At 43.4% G+C, this 16,592-nt stretch carries 13 protein-coding genes; 10 read left to right on the top strand and 3 right to left on the bottom strand.

The window, feature by feature from the left end; translation table 11 throughout:
* Nucleotides 1-128: 128 nt before the first annotated feature.
* From FHS68_RS17085 to FHS68_RS17075, 3 genes are all read left to right on the top strand, one after another.
* Entirely contained in the window at nt 129-593 is a 465-nt protein-coding gene (locus FHS68_RS17085; protein ID WP_167272308.1) for a ferritin-like domain-containing protein, read from the top strand.
* A 198-nt stretch (nt 594-791) separates the two neighbouring features.
* On the top strand, nt 792-1,277 hold the full coding sequence (locus tag FHS68_RS17080) for a response regulator (RefSeq protein WP_167272305.1): 486 nt from the start codon (nt 792-794) through the stop codon (nt 1,275-1,277).
* 204 nt (nt 1,278-1,481) lie between these two features.
* Entirely contained in the window at nt 1,482-1,805 is a 324-nt protein-coding gene (locus FHS68_RS17075) for a hypothetical protein (RefSeq protein ID WP_208408335.1), read from the top strand.
* Here the strand turns inward: FHS68_RS17075 and FHS68_RS17070 are convergent.
* Together FHS68_RS17070 and ligD are read right to left on the bottom strand one after the other, a co-directional pair.
* The gene (locus FHS68_RS17070) at nt 1,802-3,466 is read right to left on the bottom strand and encodes a hypothetical protein (protein ID WP_167272303.1); all 1,665 of its coding nucleotides are present in this window, start codon (nt 3,464-3,466) and stop codon (nt 1,802-1,804) included. The two genes, FHS68_RS17075 and FHS68_RS17070, sit on opposite strands and share 4 nt — an antisense overlap.
* A 362-nt stretch (nt 3,467-3,828) precedes the next feature.
* Nucleotides 3,829-6,558 carry a DNA ligase D gene (ligD, locus tag FHS68_RS17065; RefSeq protein WP_167273367.1) on the bottom strand — a complete coding sequence of 910 codons (2,730 nt, stop codon included), beginning with the start codon at nt 6,556-6,558 and terminating at the stop codon, nt 3,829-3,831.
* A 250-nt stretch (nt 6,559-6,808) separates the two neighbouring features.
* On the opposite strand from ligD, the gene FHS68_RS17060 reads away from it, so the two are divergent.
* The 6 genes from FHS68_RS17060 to FHS68_RS17035 all read left to right on the top strand — a co-directional run bounded on the left by FHS68_RS17060 (nt 6,809) and on the right by FHS68_RS17035 (nt 12,545).
* Nucleotides 6,809-7,168 carry a hypothetical protein gene (locus FHS68_RS17060; protein ID WP_167272300.1) on the top strand — a complete coding sequence of 120 codons (360 nt, stop codon included), beginning with the start codon at nt 6,809-6,811 and terminating at the stop codon, nt 7,166-7,168.
* Between the two features lie 103 nt (nt 7,169-7,271).
* Complete coding sequence (locus FHS68_RS17055; RefSeq protein ID WP_167272297.1) at nt 7,272-8,672, top strand: ATP-binding protein; 1,401 nt, start codon at nt 7,272-7,274, stop codon at nt 8,670-8,672.
* Between the two features lie 30 nt (nt 8,673-8,702).
* Entirely contained in the window at nt 8,703-10,364 is a 1,662-nt protein-coding gene (locus FHS68_RS17050; protein ID WP_167272294.1) for a response regulator, read from the top strand.
* Nucleotides 10,364-10,633 (top strand): UBP-type zinc finger domain-containing protein, encoded by a 270-nt coding sequence (locus FHS68_RS17045; RefSeq protein WP_167272292.1) that lies wholly within the window; start codon nt 10,364-10,366, stop codon nt 10,631-10,633. The genes FHS68_RS17050 and FHS68_RS17045 overlap by 1 nt, the downstream gene beginning before the upstream one ends.
* 105 nt (nt 10,634-10,738) lie before the next feature.
* On the top strand, nt 10,739-11,164 hold the full coding sequence (locus tag FHS68_RS17040) for a response regulator (RefSeq protein ID WP_167272289.1): 426 nt from the start codon (nt 10,739-10,741) through the stop codon (nt 11,162-11,164).
* Between the two features lie 43 nt (nt 11,165-11,207).
* Entirely contained in the window at nt 11,208-12,545 is a 1,338-nt protein-coding gene (locus tag FHS68_RS17035) for a sigma-54-dependent transcriptional regulator (protein WP_167272287.1), read from the top strand.
* 31 nt (nt 12,546-12,576) lie between these two features.
* Here the strand turns inward: FHS68_RS17035 and FHS68_RS17030 are convergent, their stop codons facing one another.
* On the bottom strand, nt 12,577-14,478 hold the full coding sequence (locus FHS68_RS17030; protein WP_229211937.1) for a CocE/NonD family hydrolase: 1,902 nt from the start codon (nt 14,476-14,478) through the stop codon (nt 12,577-12,579).
* A gap of 196 nt (nt 14,479-14,674) precedes the next feature.
* Between FHS68_RS17030 and FHS68_RS17025 the strand changes: the two genes are divergently transcribed.
* Nucleotides 14,675-16,519 (top strand): T9SS type A sorting domain-containing protein, encoded by a 1,845-nt coding sequence (locus FHS68_RS17025; protein WP_167272282.1) that lies wholly within the window; start codon nt 14,675-14,677, stop codon nt 16,517-16,519.
* Nucleotides 16,520-16,592 lie beyond the last annotated feature (73 nt).

Below are 16,592 nucleotides of genomic sequence, written 5' to 3'. Positions count from 1 at the left end.
TACCTTACCATTTTGGCTATACGGCGCAAAAACCTCCCCAAATTTTCAGCAGAGCTGTGTATTGCCGGCTTCTGGCGCTTTGGAACAATAATTTTCATAAGCATGACATAACCAATTGATATGTAGTCATGGCACAAAATTCAGAAATGATAGAGGTATTAAATGATTTGATCCTTATAAATAATGACAGGGTTGTCGGGTATCAAAAAGCATATGATGAAACGAACGAGACGGATATGGATCTTCGAACATTGTATAATCAACTAGCTGACCAAAGCCGTCAAATTGCATCTGAATTATCGTCTGAGGTAATTACATTAGGCGGAGAGCCAGCAACTGGTACGATGCTTTCGGGGAAGCTTTACAGAACGTGGATGGACGTTAGAGCTGTTTTTAGCAGTGACGACAGACAAACATCGCTTGATAATTCAGAATTTGGAGAAGACGCTGCTCAGAAGGCTTACGACACAGCATTAATGTCGGATGACTTAACGCCAGAATTGCACACACTAATCGCAACGCAAAAAGCGACATTGAAAACTGGCCACGATACGATAAAAGGATTGCGTGACGCTGAAAAAGTGTTGCACTAAAATAACATCTTCATCAACAGACAAAGCGAAGGCCGATTTAATCGGTCTTTGCTTTTTTTTGTAATCTGCTGATCGTAGCTCAGAAAGACTTCTGTCGGATGAATTGAAATCGTTGAAGATGAGTTTGCCTGGTATGATCTTTTAGCATTTGAGTTACCATTTTAAACCTTAATGTTATCAAATATCTGCAAAATTACTATGGACAAAAAGGAAGTTTATCTGGTAGAAGACTCTGCTGATTACAGATTTTTAGTTCGAAATGTTTTTAACAAATTCCTGCCTAATTACCATTTACGTTTTTTTCAAGGTGCGCAGGAACTGTATCAATTTCTGATTCTTCAGTCAGCACCGGAGTATAAAGGCCGAAGGCCGGGCGTGATCATCCTGGATTTGAAATTACCGGCAATTGATGGCTACGAACTCTTAAAGTTAATCAGGCAGACGCCCGACAATGAAATAACCCAATGGAAAACGGTCCCCGTAGTTATTCTTACCGCTGGGTGCCAGGACAGGGATATAGAAAAATGTTACAAGGCAGGGGCTAATTCATTTATGATCAAGCCTATTGATATTGAAGAGCTCCGCCACCTACTCGAAACCATCTGTCATTACTGGATCGATTACAATCAGATGCCAGTTGCAAAACAGTCACAGACGTTGCGAACGGAAGAGGCAACAGAATAATTTCTTAAACTGGTATGATGAAGTGTTGCTGGATTTGTAACTACCAGTAAGCATTAACTACCACTAACTAAGAAAAGGAGCCGTTCAATAAGCAAAACAATTTCTGTGTAACACCAAATGCTTTATTTGTTCTACAACACGAAACATATCAAAGCCGTGGAAAGCAACAACAGAGCAATAGGTGCTACGATTATACTGATTTGCATGATAGCATTTTGGATAGTTTCATCGATACGGAAACGGATACGAAATGAGCGGAAGAAGCGAATCCTTAAGGGTGGTGTTGAAGCGAATGCTACGGTACTCAACATTAAGCCTACCGGTGAATATTTAAACAACCTACCCGAGTTCCAGGTAAGGGTACAAATTAAACCACAAGCAGGCGAATACTTTGAAGCCGAGATGACGGAAGTATTGTCTTACTCTAAATACGATTCGATAAGGCAGGGAAGTCAGGTACTTGTAAAATATGACCCTGAATATTATACACGCGTTATTTTCCTGCAAATGGCAGAAACGCTGATCTAAATTATAATCGTTTGCATTTTTAAGGCCCGGGCAACCTGGCCTTTTTTTATTTCCACCAAATAGATGTCGTATGCGCCCTTGTTAAGTTTTCTTTTATAAATCACACAACTAAATCCTGGGGAAATGGGCTTACTAAAAGAAATATAAAATTGTTTGTAGGCACGTCCGTAATGGTTCTCAATGGAAAAAAGGTACTTGGGCTGTGTAGTCGATTGGTCTACTGCTACGGCATACAGGGCTTCTGTTTTCCCAGTTTCATCTCCCCATTCGCTATTCGCAAACGTAATGGTTGATTTCGTCTCCATTTTTTCAATGATAACTGAATCCTTAATATTCCCCCAACTGATTTCTGCAAAAGCCAGATCGTTGATTTCGGGTGGTTTGTGAAAAAAACTTTTTTGGGCAAAGTCCATATAGGAGGCGGTAGTCGGATCTTGGTAAATGATTGGGTAATAGATTGTTTTGCTCCATAAAAAATTATATTCATTGGCCTCAATTGTATTTCTGTAATTGACAATGTTGCCATAATATGCATAATAAGATCCCACACAAAAGACAAGAGACGATCCCGCTATGACAAATCTCATCAACGCTCCTATCCTTGGAACCGACCAGTAGGGATCGTAAAAACCAATCGCCAGGACTGCAAAAAATGCCGCGTATATCTTGTACCGATCCATTTTGTAACCTATAAAATCAGGTTCGACGCCCCTTGCGAACACGATCAGAAAAGCGACAAATAACAATGTCACTATCCCCGCCGCGCAAAACCATTGCAGGGCAGTGATTGGCGGGTATTTCCCCCTTACAACCTGAAGGCAAACTATAAGTAGCGGAGTCAGGAAAATAGCACCTAAAATGACACTCGGAGCGATATGACCTATCATATTAACGTCAGCCACCTGCCCGGCAAATGATAGGAGAAGAATAAATTTGACTGGGATATTGCTTGTCGCATGCTCAACCAGCGAGCCTGAATGGATAGTCAAGGTAGTGAGGTGAACCAGTGTGAGCGTTACCAGGATCAGAGATGGGATAACCATCTTTCTACGATCCTGAGTTGTAAAAAAAACGATTACAAGCCAGATTAAAATACTGGATAATCCATTGGCGCTTGTAAAAAGTGCCATTAACACCAAACCGGCGCCAAGAAATAAGTTGCCCCGGTTGAGCGCGATATGAAAGCTCAAAAGTGAAAAAAATATGCACGGTGCGTGTTGCAGGCTGCAAGTAGCCCAGGAAATGGTGTCTTCGTAATGTTGTACCTGGAAAAGCAGGCAGGTAATTGAAAAGAGGGAAATTAGTGCTAGTTGATTTCTGAAAAAGTATTTGCAGAAAAGAAAAAGAATGCCCAGCAAACTTAGGTTTCCCAAAATGATAAGCCACTGAATATTGACCTGTCCTGTAAAATAATATTGAAATAAGGTCAGCAGCTTGGCAAAAAGAACGCGATGCTCAAAATTTTGTTCAAAAAGAAGCGACAGTTTCATCCAAATGCCGTCGGCTTTGAGATACTTATATACGAACTGGATAATGTTTTGAAAATCGTCGTAATAAGGGAAGTTATAGGAAAACCGGTAAGCTGTGGCCCAAAAAACGATGACGATGGTTATGATAAGGATCCATATTAACCCGACAAACCACTTTTGGTATTTCACCATTAAACTAAGTATCGTAAGAAGAAAAGGGATAATGATCTTTTACGATCAAATATCACGACTTCAAATATAGAAAGTTAATCTTTTACGAGGAAAGGTTTACTTGAAGCGAATTAGCGGAGGAACCAGAAGCGGTTTATGAGTAAGTGTGTGTATAGCTTTATAAAATAGTGTGTGGTCCTTTTTATTAAGCCGCTACAAACAAAATACTAAATGAGCTGTTCTACAAAGTTGTTGATTAATAGGTTACCCTCAATTAGCCATCGGTAAGAAACAACCAGAAAGAAGAAAATACTTGGTAAAATTACCGCATATGTAACCACTGACGCATGGGCAATGATGTCGTCTGCTGGTTCACTTATTCATCAGGCTGGTTCGTTCAGATCGATCTTTGCAATTACATCTTCTAAAACAATCCCTTTTCCAAGAACAGGTTTAAACAAGTCGCCTACCTCGTTGATCCGCTCCACTGCATTGTGTATGGTGAAGTCTTTTAGTTGAAGTCCTTCTTTCACTTCTTCCCAGTACAGCGGCATGGATACCGTAGCCCCTGGTTTCGGGCGAATTGAGTAAGGTGCGGCCAATGTGGCTTTCGGCCTGTTCTGCAGATAATCAATGTATAACTTGCCCTTCCTATTTTTTGTCATCCTCTCCACGCTCGTAAAACCGGGAAGTTCCTGCTGCACCTGGCCAGCCACCCATTGTGCAAACATCTGACACTGGTCATAGCTGTATTTGGCGCCAAGCGGAATGTAAATGTGCAGCCCTGTTGATCCGGAAGTTTTACAATGACTTTCGACCTGAAGGGAGTCCAGCAATTGCTTGATCGTTTGTGCGGTAAGTATCACTTGTTCGAAAGTATTGGTAGTATCGGGATCCAGATCCAAGAGGCACCAGTCAGGGTTATCCGGCGTGGTTATTCGACTATTCCAGGGATTCATATCGATACAGCCTAAATTGGCCATGTAGAGAAGACTGGCATCATCATTACTTAACATAAAATTCTTTTGCTCATCATCATCACCTGCGGTATACGGAGTTGTTTCAATCCAGGGCGGAACCTTTCCGGTAACATCCTTTTGATAAAAGCTCTTCCCATTGATCCCGTTCGGATAACGGTTCAGGGACAAAGGCCGGTTTTCGAGATAGGGGAGGATAAACGGTGCGACCTGGTAGTAATAGTTGATAAGGTCGCGCTTGGTGATTTTATCGTCGGGCCAGAATACTTTGCTGAGATTTGAGAATTTCAGCTCATTGCCGTTTACTTTCCTAACCTGCGTTTCATCCTTTGGGTTAAGCAATGTTTTTCGCTTGGCCTTGGAAGGTTTTTTGATTACCTCATTTTCAGGTGTGCTATCTGTTTCATTTACAACTTCTTCGGTGGATTTTGCAATTTCCCTTATTACATCTTTTGCCGATTTATCATCCCGCATTCCCTCAAACGAGGGATGCCTGAAAACGCCGTCAGATGTTACTTCTGTGAAGCTTACCTCGCACACCAATTCGGGTTTCAGCCAGGTGGCATTCGCTTTTGGCGGATTAGGGCGGAAGCGTGAAGGTTTATTATAATCCGGCGTTTCTTTGAAGGGGCTTTCTTTTATTATATGGGGTTTAAAAAGTGTCAGCATCTCCTTTTGCTGCTTGTCACTGAACCCTGTCCCTACTTTGCCAACATATTGCAAAGCACCATTCTCATAAGCTGCAAGCAACAAGGCGCTGAATGGTTTGGACGTGCCTTCATTGTGGGTATAGCCTGCGACAATCACCTCCTGGCGTTTGTTAATCTTGATTTTTAGCCAATCCTTCGAACGAATCCCCAGGGCATATACACTTTCGGATTTTTTTGCAATAATACCTTCGAGTCCCATTTCGCGGGCAGCATCAAAAAATGCTGTTCCTTCGGCAGCAACGCTATAACCTATTTTTACTGGGCTATCATCATCTACAATGCTTTGTAAAATCGCCTTTCGCTCCGTCAGCGGTAGCTGCGTAAGGTCTTTGCCATCCAGCCAGAGCACATCAAACACATAATAAACCAATTGCCCATCAGCCTCGCTCCGCCAATTTTGCAATGCGCCGAAATCAGAATGGCCTTTCTCGTTGATGACTACTATTTCACCATCCAAAACAGCATTGATTTTCCAATTCTTCAGATCTTCGTAAACCGGGTAAAATTTGTCGACGAAGGATTTTTTGTTTCTTGATTTAAGTTCGACAGACCCTTTATTGAGGTAAGCAATGGCACGGTAACCATCCCATTTGACCTCATATTCCCAGCCTGGATCATCAAACGGCTCGGCGACCAGCGTGGCAAGCATTGGAATAAATGTTTCAGGAAATTTACTTTTTGGCGCGCTTTTCAGGAGGTCCGCCGTTTTTTTTTTAGCCTCAGGTTTTTCTTCTTCAGATTTCTCCTCTAACACCTCGTTTGCTTTTGCGGTGCTTTTCGTATTCTTAGGTTCCTTTTTCGTTTTACTTTTAGTATCAGGTTCCGACTCCTTTTCACCATATACCTCACCCGGATTTTCCTCAATCCCTTTCAATGTCTTCCTCGAAATTACCGACCTATCTTTTTCTGTTATGTCCGCCTCATCTGCGAATTTGTCCCTATGTTTAATCAGCAACCAGGAATTTTCGGCCATGCCTTTGGTTTTTACCAATGCAAATTCACCTTTTAGCTTCTTACCGTGCATTCTGATCTTTACCGAACCAGACGCAAGTTCTTTCAGCAGCAATTTTTCCTTGCCTTCTTTCGAATCGACATCTTCCAATGGTTCGTAAGTGCCATAATCCCAAACCATTACCGTTCCGGCGCCATAGTTTCCATCCGGAATGATACCTTCGAAATCCTTATAATCGTACGGATGGTCTTCCACCATCATCGCAAGTCTTTTCACGGCTGGATCGGTCGAAGGGCCTTTGGGTACTGCCCAGCTTTTCAGCACACCGTCCATTTCCAGGCGAAAATCATAATGTAACCGGCTGGCGTCATGTTTTTGTATTACAAATATCAGTTCCTCCGATTTCGCCTCTCCTCCTTTTGGTTCCGGCGTTTTATCGAATTTTCGTTTCTCGTTGTATTTGGTAAGGCCCATGGTTCTGGATTTACTAGGTGATGACTTTTGCATCAGTCAGAAGTGAATCTGACTAAATTCTGATGTTAATCAGTCAAAAAATCACGATAAAATAATCATACCGATTTGATATTAACCAAGATAGCTAACGCTGGCTTCTCGCCCCCGTCTTGAATAATAACCCTTCCACCGGTCGGGGGCAGCACTCACGCACCCGCAGGAACAATTTTTGACCATCAAACCATTATCATTTGAACAAAATCCAAACAATATGAGTGTTATCGATATTTTGGGTGACCAGGAAGAGACCTTAGGAACTGCCGAAGACTTGCGTGAAGAGATCGTTGTGGAGGTTATGCAGCCGGAAATTTCAGGGAGTTTGATCAAGATAGAATTCGAAACGTCCATCGGCCTTTGCAGGGGACATTATCATGCAAGCGACCTTGGGCATGAGGAAATTACCCTGGAACCGGATTCGATTGATATGTTGAAATCGCTGTTTCCATCATCTAATGGAGCATTTGTGCATCAGAATAATCGCGATTGGGTTGAAATTAGCCTTACCGATTCTCCCGATGTTTTTCCCGAATACAAGATGTATACCCGCATCGTGACCGGCAGCGCAGCATAAGTCGGCTGAATGTCGATTTCGTCAGCTTAACGTAAATTTTTTGAATGTAAATTCTGTTAATTAACGTAATTAGAGACTGACTTAACGACAACCCTTACTTTTCATGCAGGATATAAGTGCAAAGGATTTAAAAGCCATCAAAATTTTTAAGGATGTACCCGAGGATCAGTTGCAATGGATGATTGATCAAAGTAATCATTACGAATTGCAGGAAGGCGAATACCTGACGAAACCCGGGTTACCATTGATGGGGACACATGTCATTATATCCGGGAAAATTGAGCTTTACCGCATTCAGAACAATGCTAAACTTTTCATTGCGGAATTTGCTGCCGGATATGTGACTGGTATGCTTCCATTTTCGCGTGGTACCATCGGCGTTGCTTATGGTCAATGCACAGAACTAACGCAATTAATGACATTTCCCAAGGAGAAAATGCGGGAACTGATCGTCTCGCACTACGAGCTGACGCAGGCACTTGTCATCGTAATGACGTCCCGTGTACGCGAATTCACCGAACTGGAACAGCAGAATGAGAAAATGATGGCGCTTGGAAAATTATCAGCAGGCCTTGCGCACGAACTCAATAATCCCGCCGCTGCCATTGTCCGGGGTTCGGTTTCGCTGAAAAACCATTTGCTAATGCAGCCCGACGACTTCAAAAAACTGATTTCCATTCATTTGTCCCCGGAAGAAGTCGACCTGATTAATAACAAAATGTCTTCTATTCTTGCCAATACCGACCGGCCTGTGTTGAGCATGATGAAGCGTTCACAACGGGAAGATGAGATATTGGATTGGCTGGACGACCATCAAGTGAACGGATGCGAGGATATCGCTGATAATTTGGTTGAATTTGGTGTTACAGAGGAAGATCTTGAAGATTTGAAAAACAAAATCAACAAGAACGACTTCTCACCCATATTGCTCTGGATCAACAATAACTTGACGACGGAGCGGATGGTGGCGGACATTCAGGAGGCTTCCAAACGGATTGCCGATTTGGTAGGTTCTGTCAAAACCTTCACACACATGGACAGGGGCGGGGAAAAGGAGGTGATCGACATCCACACCGGGATCAGGAACACGCTGACGATGCTGAATTACAAACTGAAAAAAGGTAACATTAAGATCACTGAGGATTTTGATCTTGATTTGCCGCATATCAAAGCAATGGTAGGCGAGCTTAACCAGGTATGGACCAACCTTATCGACAACGCGATCGATGCTTTGGAGAATCAGCCCGATCCCGAATTGGAAATTTGCACCCGCCTGGAAAAAGATTTTGTGAAAGTTGGAATCATAGACAACGGTCCGGGCGTTCCCGAAACAATCCGTAACAAGATCTTTGACCCTTTTTTCACAACCAAATCAGTTGGTAAAGGGACCGGATTGGGGTTGGATGTGGTGCTAAGGATCGTAAAGCAGCACAATGGTTCGGTAACGCTTCTTTCTGAGCCGGGAAAAACAGAATTTCTGGTTTGTTTCCCTATTAATGGATAAATTGATTTAAATCTTAACAACAATCTTCCTATGGGTTTGCCCATTATATTTTCAATTGACGACGATCCGCAGGTACTGAGAGCTATAAGCCGTGATCTTAAAACGCATTATAGGGATAAATACAAGGTTTTAAGTACAACTTCAGTTGCCGAGGCGATGGAGAGCTTATTGGAGCTTCAGAATAAAGGTGAAGAAGTCGCCATATTCGTTTCGGACCAAAGAATGCCTGAAATGCAAGGCGTTGAGTTTTTGGAAAAAGCCATGGTACTTTTTCCTTTTGCCAAAAGGGTGCTGCTGACCGCATATTCGGATACAGAAGCTGCAATTAAAGCCATTAATGATGTTCGGCTGGATTATTATCTCATGAAACCCTGGGATCCTCCGGAGGAAAAGCTATATCCAGCTATCGACGAACTTCTGCATGATTGGCAGGCCAATTATCGACCTGATTTCAAAGGTATTAAAGTCATAGGTTATCAATTTTCGCCCAAAGCACACGAGATTAAGGATTTCCTTGCAGGTAACCTGGTGCCTTTCGCGTGGCTGGATGCCGAAACCAATGAGATTGGGAAACAGATCGCTGCAACCAATAGCCTTTGTCCGGTAGATTTCCCTGCTGTGGTCTTCGAAGACGGCTCTTTATTGAAAACTCCATCCCTGATTGACATTGCATCCCGTATCGGGTTGAATGCGAAAACAAAACAGCAGATTTACGATGTTGTAATAATCGGGGCCGGTCCCGCGGGTCTGGCAGCCTCCGTTTACGGTGCCTCCGAAGGTTTAAGTACTTTACTGATCGAGCGCAAAGCGCCTGGTGGTCAAGCTGGTACCAGTTCGAGAATTGAAAATTACCTTGGCTTCCCAACTGGGTTAAGCGGAGCCGAACTAACGCGCCGTGCAATCACCCAGGCAACGCGTTTCGGTACTGAATTTCTATCTCCCCAGTTTGTGAAGGAGATTAAATTAAAAGATAAGTATAAAACCATTGTTTTGGGCGATGGCAATGAGGTGAATGCAAAAGCCGTGGTAATCACGACCGGCGTGGATTATCGCAAGCTGGAAACAAAAGGTATCGAGGATTTTACGGGCAAAGGAATTTATTATGGAGCCGCGAGCACCGAAGCCTCTTCCTGCGGGAATAAGGATGCATATGTGCTCGGAGGTGGGAATTCTGCAGGTCAGGCTGCGATGTATTTGTCCAAATTCGCGAAAAACGTCTACATACTGATCCGTAAAAACGATCTCACATCCTCCATGTCCTCTTATCTGATCGACCAGATTAAAGGGACGGACAATATCACCATTATGGGCTGTACCGAAATTGTTGAAGCATCGGGAACCGATCATTTGGAAGCATTGAAACTGGTGGACTTGAATACCAGTGAAGAGCGAACGGTGCCGGCAGATGCACTATTTATTTTCATTGGTGCAAAGCCATATACCGATTGGATCGGCCTTGAAATCATTAAAAATGGCAAAGGGTTTATTGAAACCGGGCGGGATATGAAAAGTCATGTCAATTTTAAGCAGATATGGAAATCCCAGCGTGACCCTTATTTGCTGGAAACGAGTTCACCGGGTATTTTTGCAGCCGGAGATGTGCGTGCAGGCGCGATGAACCGGGTTACCTCCGCAGTAGGAGAGGGTTCTATGTCGATTAGTTTTGTTCATCAATATTTAAGTGAAGTGTAATGGGGGAGATTTGTAAACACATTGAAGCAATAACAGATATCAAAACCCCTGTTGAAAATCAATGCGAGGAGTGTAGGAGAGTCGGTGGGCACTGGGTTCATCTACGCACCTGCCAGACCTGCGGGGTTACTTTATGTTGCGACACTTCTCCCGCCAAGCACATGACGCAGCATTTCAATCAGACCGGCCATCCGGTGGTCATTTCCGCTGAACCCGATGAAAAGTGGTTGTGGTGTTATGAAGATGAAGCATTTGTGACATATACCTAGAATTAAACCCCATTCGCAACGGATCATTTGCAAGTGAAGCTGGATTGGTATTAGGCCGAATTAATGCGATATTTACCGCAAAGCCGATAACTTAACAACCCCATAATGTCAATAAAAGGACCGATCATATCCATAGAAGACGATGCTGACGATCAGTTTTTAATTAAAAGTGTGATAGAGGAACTGGAAATTCCCAACAAGCTTCTATTCTTCGGTAACGGACTAGAGGCGTTACTACATCTTGAAACAACAATGGAACAACCGTTCCTGATTATTTGCGATATCAACATGCCTGTCATGAACGGACTGGAACTCAGGGATCGGATCGACACGAATGAATACCTGAGAAAAAAGGCCATTCCATTTATATTTCTCAGCACTGCCGACAACCCTGTGGTGATTGACGAGGCTTATGAGTCAACTATTCAGGGTTTTTTCAAAAAGGAGAACAGTTTCAGGGACTTAAAGCAAAGGTTCAAAGCCATTTTTGATTACTGGCAATGTTGCCTGCATCCAAATAATTATTCTTAGCCCGCCCCAATATTCCTTCCTGCCTTGTTAAGATCTTACCCAAATGAATAAAGTTCTGATCATTGACGATGAAGAGAAGTTAAGGGGATTGCTTGGGCGCGTTATCAAGCTCGAAGGCTTCGATGTACTGGAAGCCGGGGATTTAAAATCAGCTCTGAAAAAACTTGATCAATCGAACATTGATGTGGTGCTTTGTGACGTAAAGCTGCCAGATGGCAACGGTGTTGATTTCCTAAAAATCTTGCGGGAAAAGCACCCGCTTGTAGAAGTTATCTTGCTGACGGCTTACGGCAACATTCCTGATGGCGTCCAGGCTATAAAAAACGGCGCTTTCGATTACATCACAAAAGGCGACGACAACAATAAGATCGTTCCGCTGCTATATAAGGCAATGGAAAAGGCCGAGCTGAATAAGAGGATTAATAATCTTGAAAAACAGGTTGGCGATAAGTTCTCGTTTGACTCGATTATTGGTAAATCGAAAAGGATACAAGCAAGCATCGACCTGGCAAAACGCGTTGCACCAACGGATACAACGGTTTTGTTATTAGGCGAAACTGGAACTGGAAAAGAGGTTTTTGCCCAATCCATTCATCAGGCAAGCAATAGGTCCAGGAAGTCTTTCGTCGCAATAAATTGCTCTGCTTTTGGGAAGGATTTGCTGGAAAGTGAAATGTTTGGACATAAGGCTGGCGCATTTACAGGGGCTATCCGTGACAAAAAAGGGCTTTTTGAAGAAGCAAATGCAGGTACTATCTTTCTGGATGAAATTGGGGAGCTTGCTCCTGAGTTGCAGGCCAAATTGCTGCGCGTGCTGGAATCCGGTGAATTTATAAAGATTGGCGAAACCCATCCCACCAAAGTGAATGTGCGCGTCATCGCCGCAACGAACCGTGATCTCCAAAAGGAAATTGAGTCAGGGGATTTCAGGAGCGACTTATTTTACAGATTATCCGTTTTTCAAATTACCATTCCGGCATTACGGGAGCGGGTTGAAGATATTGAAGCATTGGCGATTGCATTTGCTTCAAGATTTGGGTTAAAAGCAAATAAAAAGATCAGGACATTATCCCCCGGATTTATCTCAGCGTTGGAAGCCAATTCCTGGAATGGCAATATCCGCGAGCTCAAAAATGTGATCGAAAGAAGCGTCATTCTTACGGACGGAACGGAACTCGACGTCGAAAGTCTGCCGATTGAACTGCTTCACGGCCGCAATGGTGGCATAAAAAGTATGTCGGCATTTTCACTCGCCAGTGCCGAAAAGTTGCATTTTCAAAAAGTCTTAAATTATACAAAAGGTAATAGGGCCGAAGCCGCGCGGCTTTTGGAGGTTGGCATAGCTACATTATACCGGAAGATCGACGAATTCAAATTGTAGGCAGTTGGAGCTGATTTGTGCGTGAAACAAGCTAGTCCAAAACCCTAACCCCAACATAGGAAGAGCTACTCCCGGACAAATAAACGCGATGCTGGGCAGCTTGAAAATCCTTTTCCGAAGCTTTGTAAATGTTTACAAATTTCTGAGGATTGCGATCCACGAGCGGGAACCAGGAGCTTTGTATCTGGATCATGATCTTATGGCCTTTTTTGAAATTGTGGGCCGCATCCTGCATATCAAATTTTACATTTTCAATCTTTCCGGGCCTCATCGGTTCCGGTTGTGAAAAGCTCTTCCGGAATTTCGAACGCATTACTTCGCCGCGGATCAGCAGCTGAAAACCTCCCATTTTCATATTAGGGTTAATCGGGCTGTCATTGGGTGCATCACCGGGATAGACGTCAATCAATTTCACTACAAAATCGGCATCCGTTCCGGTTGTGGAGACAAACAGATCGGCAAAGACATTCCCTGAGATGGTTACATTTTCAGTAAGAACTTCTGATTGGAAAACCAACACATCTGGCCGGGTGGCAGCAAAACGCTGATCTTCATACATAAAATCACTTCCGCGAATGATCCGTATTTCGGAGGTATACGGGACCGGTTTGGCCGGATCGCTGGTATATTCCTGAAAATTAGGTTTGGCGCCCACTTGCATGGTAGTCATGGTCGGAGTGAATGATAATGTGCCATCTGGATGCAGGTACAGCTTTTTCTCTACCGTATTTTTAGGCGGCCACTGGTCATACTTCTTCCATTCATTAGATCCGGTTTCAAATATATAGGCCTTTGGAAGAGCCGGATCGGGTGTTTCTTTCAAATAATGACTGAAGAAGGGAAATTCAATTTCTTTCTGATAAAAAGCACTGGTTTTAGAACCAAAACGAATGTTTCCCAGATTTTCTCCCGCCCCGCGCGCCCAGCCCCCATGAATCCACGGCCCCATGACAAGCATGTTTGGAGATTTCGGTTTATTGTTTTCAATGCCCTGATACGTTTTTAAAGGGCCATAAAGATCTTCCTGATCAAACCAGCCTCCAACCACCATTACGGCAGATTTAATATTCTTTAAATGTGGTACCGGAGTGCGCGCTTTCCAGAAGTCATTGTAGGTGTCGTTGTCCATCATCTGGTTCCAGATGCGGTTCTGGTTTTTGAATATCTTCTCGTTTACATTCTTCAACGGCCCGAGATTTTTGTAAAATTCATAAGAATCCGGCGTGCCGTAAGCTGCGAACTGCGGCGCGCCTTTCGGTTCGGGAACAGGTCGCGGCGCGCCATATGATGATAAAAACGCAAAAGTCCCCATCAGGAAAAATGCGCCGTTATGATGGCGGTCGTCCCCCATAAACCAGTCGGTTACAGGTGCTTGCGGAGACGCGACCTTCAATGCAGGGTGTGCGTCGATGGCCGTCATGGTGGTGTAGTAACCCGGAGCCGAAATTCCCCAGGACCCAACCTTACCATTGTTTCCTTCAATGTTTTTGAGGAGCCATTCAATGGTGTCATAAGTGTCCGAGCTCTCATCATAATCCGCTTTGGACTTTTTATTAGGGATAATGGGACGATTTGCTTCAAAGTCTCCCTCTGACATAAATTTTCCCCGAACATCTTGATATACAATAATATAGCCATCCCTGGCAAAATACATGCTCGGCCCGATGTTTGCTTTGAAAAGCGTTTCCCCATAAGGAGCTACCCCATAAGGTGTCCTGTTCAGCAGAATCGGGAAAGTTTTCGCAACAGAAATATCTTTTGGTAAATAAATGGCAGTAAAAAGCTTGACCCCGTCGCGCATAGGCACCATCCGCTCTATCTTATTGTAATGCTCGCGGATGTAGAGGGAATCTGGGTTGGGTTTGGTTTGGGCGTGGGAATTGGTCAGGCACAGTAACGATAAAAGTATGCAAGCTAATACTTTGGAAATCATTTTTAGGTAATTAGGAGTTGGTGAATTTGATATTCTAATAATCAGCGAAATTACAAGGTAGTAAAAAGGTTGTTTTTGCCAATCAGATGGAGGCATTACGCCGATGGATAAAACATCATACCGGCAAATCATCGAAACGAAAAATATAGTTCTGACCAGATAGTTTCCGACATCTTTCACAAAAACAATTTCGGAAATGAAAAGAGCATTACTATTTGTTATTACCCTGCTATGGAATGACGCGTTCGGCCAATCAGGAGCACTGGATCCTACATTCGGTCAAGGAGGTAAAGTTGTGACCGACGTGGATCAGGTAAGAAATGCTACCAACAAAATTTTGATTCAACCCGACGGAAAGGTTGTTTTGATCGGATATTGTGTCCCGTCTTATCAGCAGGGCTATTTTACCCTAATTAGATACAATGTAGACGGTTCCCTTGACCAGTCATTCGGCCAAAATGGAATCGTTAAAACCATTGTCGGTCCGGAAGAAGATATTCCATTTTCAGGAGCTCTTCAACCCGATGGCAAAATCTTAGCGGCTGGATACTCATGGAATGGGCTAAGCTATGATTTTGCAATGGTGAGGTATACAACAAACGGAGCCCGGGATCTCACCTTCGGAGTCAGCGGAATTGTTAGCACGGATTTTGGAGACGAATTCAGTGAAGTGGCAAATATCATTTTGTTGCAACCCGACGGCAAAATTATTCTAGCAGGGTATTCTCAGGATGCTGTGAACAATGACCTTAACATGGCTATGGCACGATACAACGCCAATGGTTCGCTTGACGACTCATTCGGTATCGAGGGAAAAGTAATTGTAGAAATCGGAGAAGCGGGTTTGGTGCAATCCATCAGATCGATCGCATTGCAGTCTGACGGGAAAATCGTCGGAGCCGGTTATACCGAGCAAATAAATGCAGCGCAGGACGAAATTTCAAATGTAGTTGCATTGATAAGACTGACACAGAACGGACTGTTAGATAACTCCTTTGGAAATGGAGGAATTGTACAAACTGCTATTGGAAAAAATGATGTCGCTGCCGCAATTGCGGTGCAACCGAATAATAGGATACTGGTTTTAGGTAAAACCAAGGCTGTGAAGTATGGGTACACGGATTTTTTACTTCTCAGATACAAATCCGATGGGCAACTTGACCCTGTTTTTGGACAAGATGGTATTGTGATTACCTCATTCGATAATACCGATGATGAAGGGAGTGCGCTCATTTTGCAGCCTGACAGCAAAATTCTCGCCGCTGGTTTTACAGCAAAAAACAATGGATCGACCGTAGATTTTGCATTATGCCGCTACAATAGTAATGGCAGCTTAGATCTGGGCTTTGGGGACAGTGGCAAGATTTCCACGGATTTTATTGGTAGTCTCGACTTCGGAAGCTGCATAGCGTTACAACAAAATGCGAGGATCATCGTAGGAGGATATGCCAGAAAGGGCACCGACTATGACTTCGCACTGGCCAGATATCAAAATGACGCAGCCTTGCCTGTGAAATTGATCAGCTTTCAGGCTGAAAAGCTCGAAAAAAGTGTCCGCCTGAAATGGGAAACAAATGGCGAATTCAATAGCGATTTATTTGTAATCCAAAGAAGCAGTAGCGGAAAGGAATGGGAAGTGATAGGAACTCGTGACGCTGCGGCTATATCCGATACTATCAGATCCTATGAATTCATTGATACTGTTTCCATCGCAGGAGAAGTGCTTTACCGTCTCAAAATGATCGATTTAGATCAAACTTACTGTTACAGCTTAATCAAAATGGTAAAGTTTGAAAAGCTAATGAACGAATCATTGCTCTTAGTGTACCCTAATCCGGTTTCCGACATATTAAAGGTTAGCCTGCCAGATGCAGAAGGCTTCCAGAAAATGGAATTGATAAACGTCAAGGGAGAGGTTGTATCGAACTGGCCATATCCGCAAGATCAGCTTGACATTAGCAAATTCTCGTCTGGGACATATTTTTTGAGGATAGTATACTGCGATCAAAGCGTAACTAGGAAACTTGTAATCAACGACTAGAAAGCTTACCACAAGCAACTCTGCATTTAATATTCACCTAGTTGCTTGCTTATACAATCTCACTACTGTATAT

The organism is Dyadobacter arcticus (genome assembly GCF_011762185.1).
Lineage (GTDB): Bacteria > Bacteroidota > Bacteroidia > Cytophagales > Spirosomataceae > Dyadobacter > Dyadobacter arcticus.
The sequence above is the reverse complement of the archived record's forward strand: the minus strand, read 5'-3'. Positions and strand labels throughout refer to the sequence as shown.

Excerpts from the sequence above, each read along its gene's own strand:
- FHS68_RS17085 (WP_167272308.1), top strand. The coding sequence starts at position 129 with ATGGCACAAAATTCAGAAATGATAGAGGTATTAAATGATTTGATCCTT.
- FHS68_RS17080 (WP_167272305.1), top strand. The coding sequence starts at position 792 with ATGGACAAAAAGGAAGTTTATCTGGTAGAAGACTCTGCTGATTACAGA.
- FHS68_RS17075 (WP_208408335.1), top strand. The coding sequence starts at position 1,482 with ATGATAGCATTTTGGATAGTTTCATCGATACGGAAACGGATACGAAAT.
- FHS68_RS17070 (WP_167272303.1), bottom strand. The coding sequence starts at position 3,466 with ATGGTGAAATACCAAAAGTGGTTTGTCGGGTTAATATGGATCCTTATC.
- ligD (WP_167273367.1), bottom strand. The coding sequence starts at position 6,558 with ATGGGCCTTACCAAATACAACGAGAAACGAAAATTCGATAAAACGCCG.
- FHS68_RS17060 (WP_167272300.1), top strand. The coding sequence starts at position 6,809 with ATGAGTGTTATCGATATTTTGGGTGACCAGGAAGAGACCTTAGGAACT.
- FHS68_RS17055 (WP_167272297.1), top strand. The coding sequence starts at position 7,272 with ATGCAGGATATAAGTGCAAAGGATTTAAAAGCCATCAAAATTTTTAAG.
- FHS68_RS17050 (WP_167272294.1), top strand. The coding sequence starts at position 8,703 with ATGGGTTTGCCCATTATATTTTCAATTGACGACGATCCGCAGGTACTG.
- FHS68_RS17045 (WP_167272292.1), top strand. The coding sequence starts at position 10,364 with ATGGGGGAGATTTGTAAACACATTGAAGCAATAACAGATATCAAAACC.
- FHS68_RS17040 (WP_167272289.1), top strand. The coding sequence starts at position 10,739 with ATGTCAATAAAAGGACCGATCATATCCATAGAAGACGATGCTGACGAT.
- FHS68_RS17035 (WP_167272287.1), top strand. The coding sequence starts at position 11,208 with ATGAATAAAGTTCTGATCATTGACGATGAAGAGAAGTTAAGGGGATTG.
- FHS68_RS17030 (WP_229211937.1), bottom strand. The coding sequence starts at position 14,478 with ATGATTTCCAAAGTATTAGCTTGCATACTTTTATCGTTACTGTGCCTG.
- FHS68_RS17025 (WP_167272282.1), top strand. The coding sequence starts at position 14,675 with ATGAAAAGAGCATTACTATTTGTTATTACCCTGCTATGGAATGACGCG.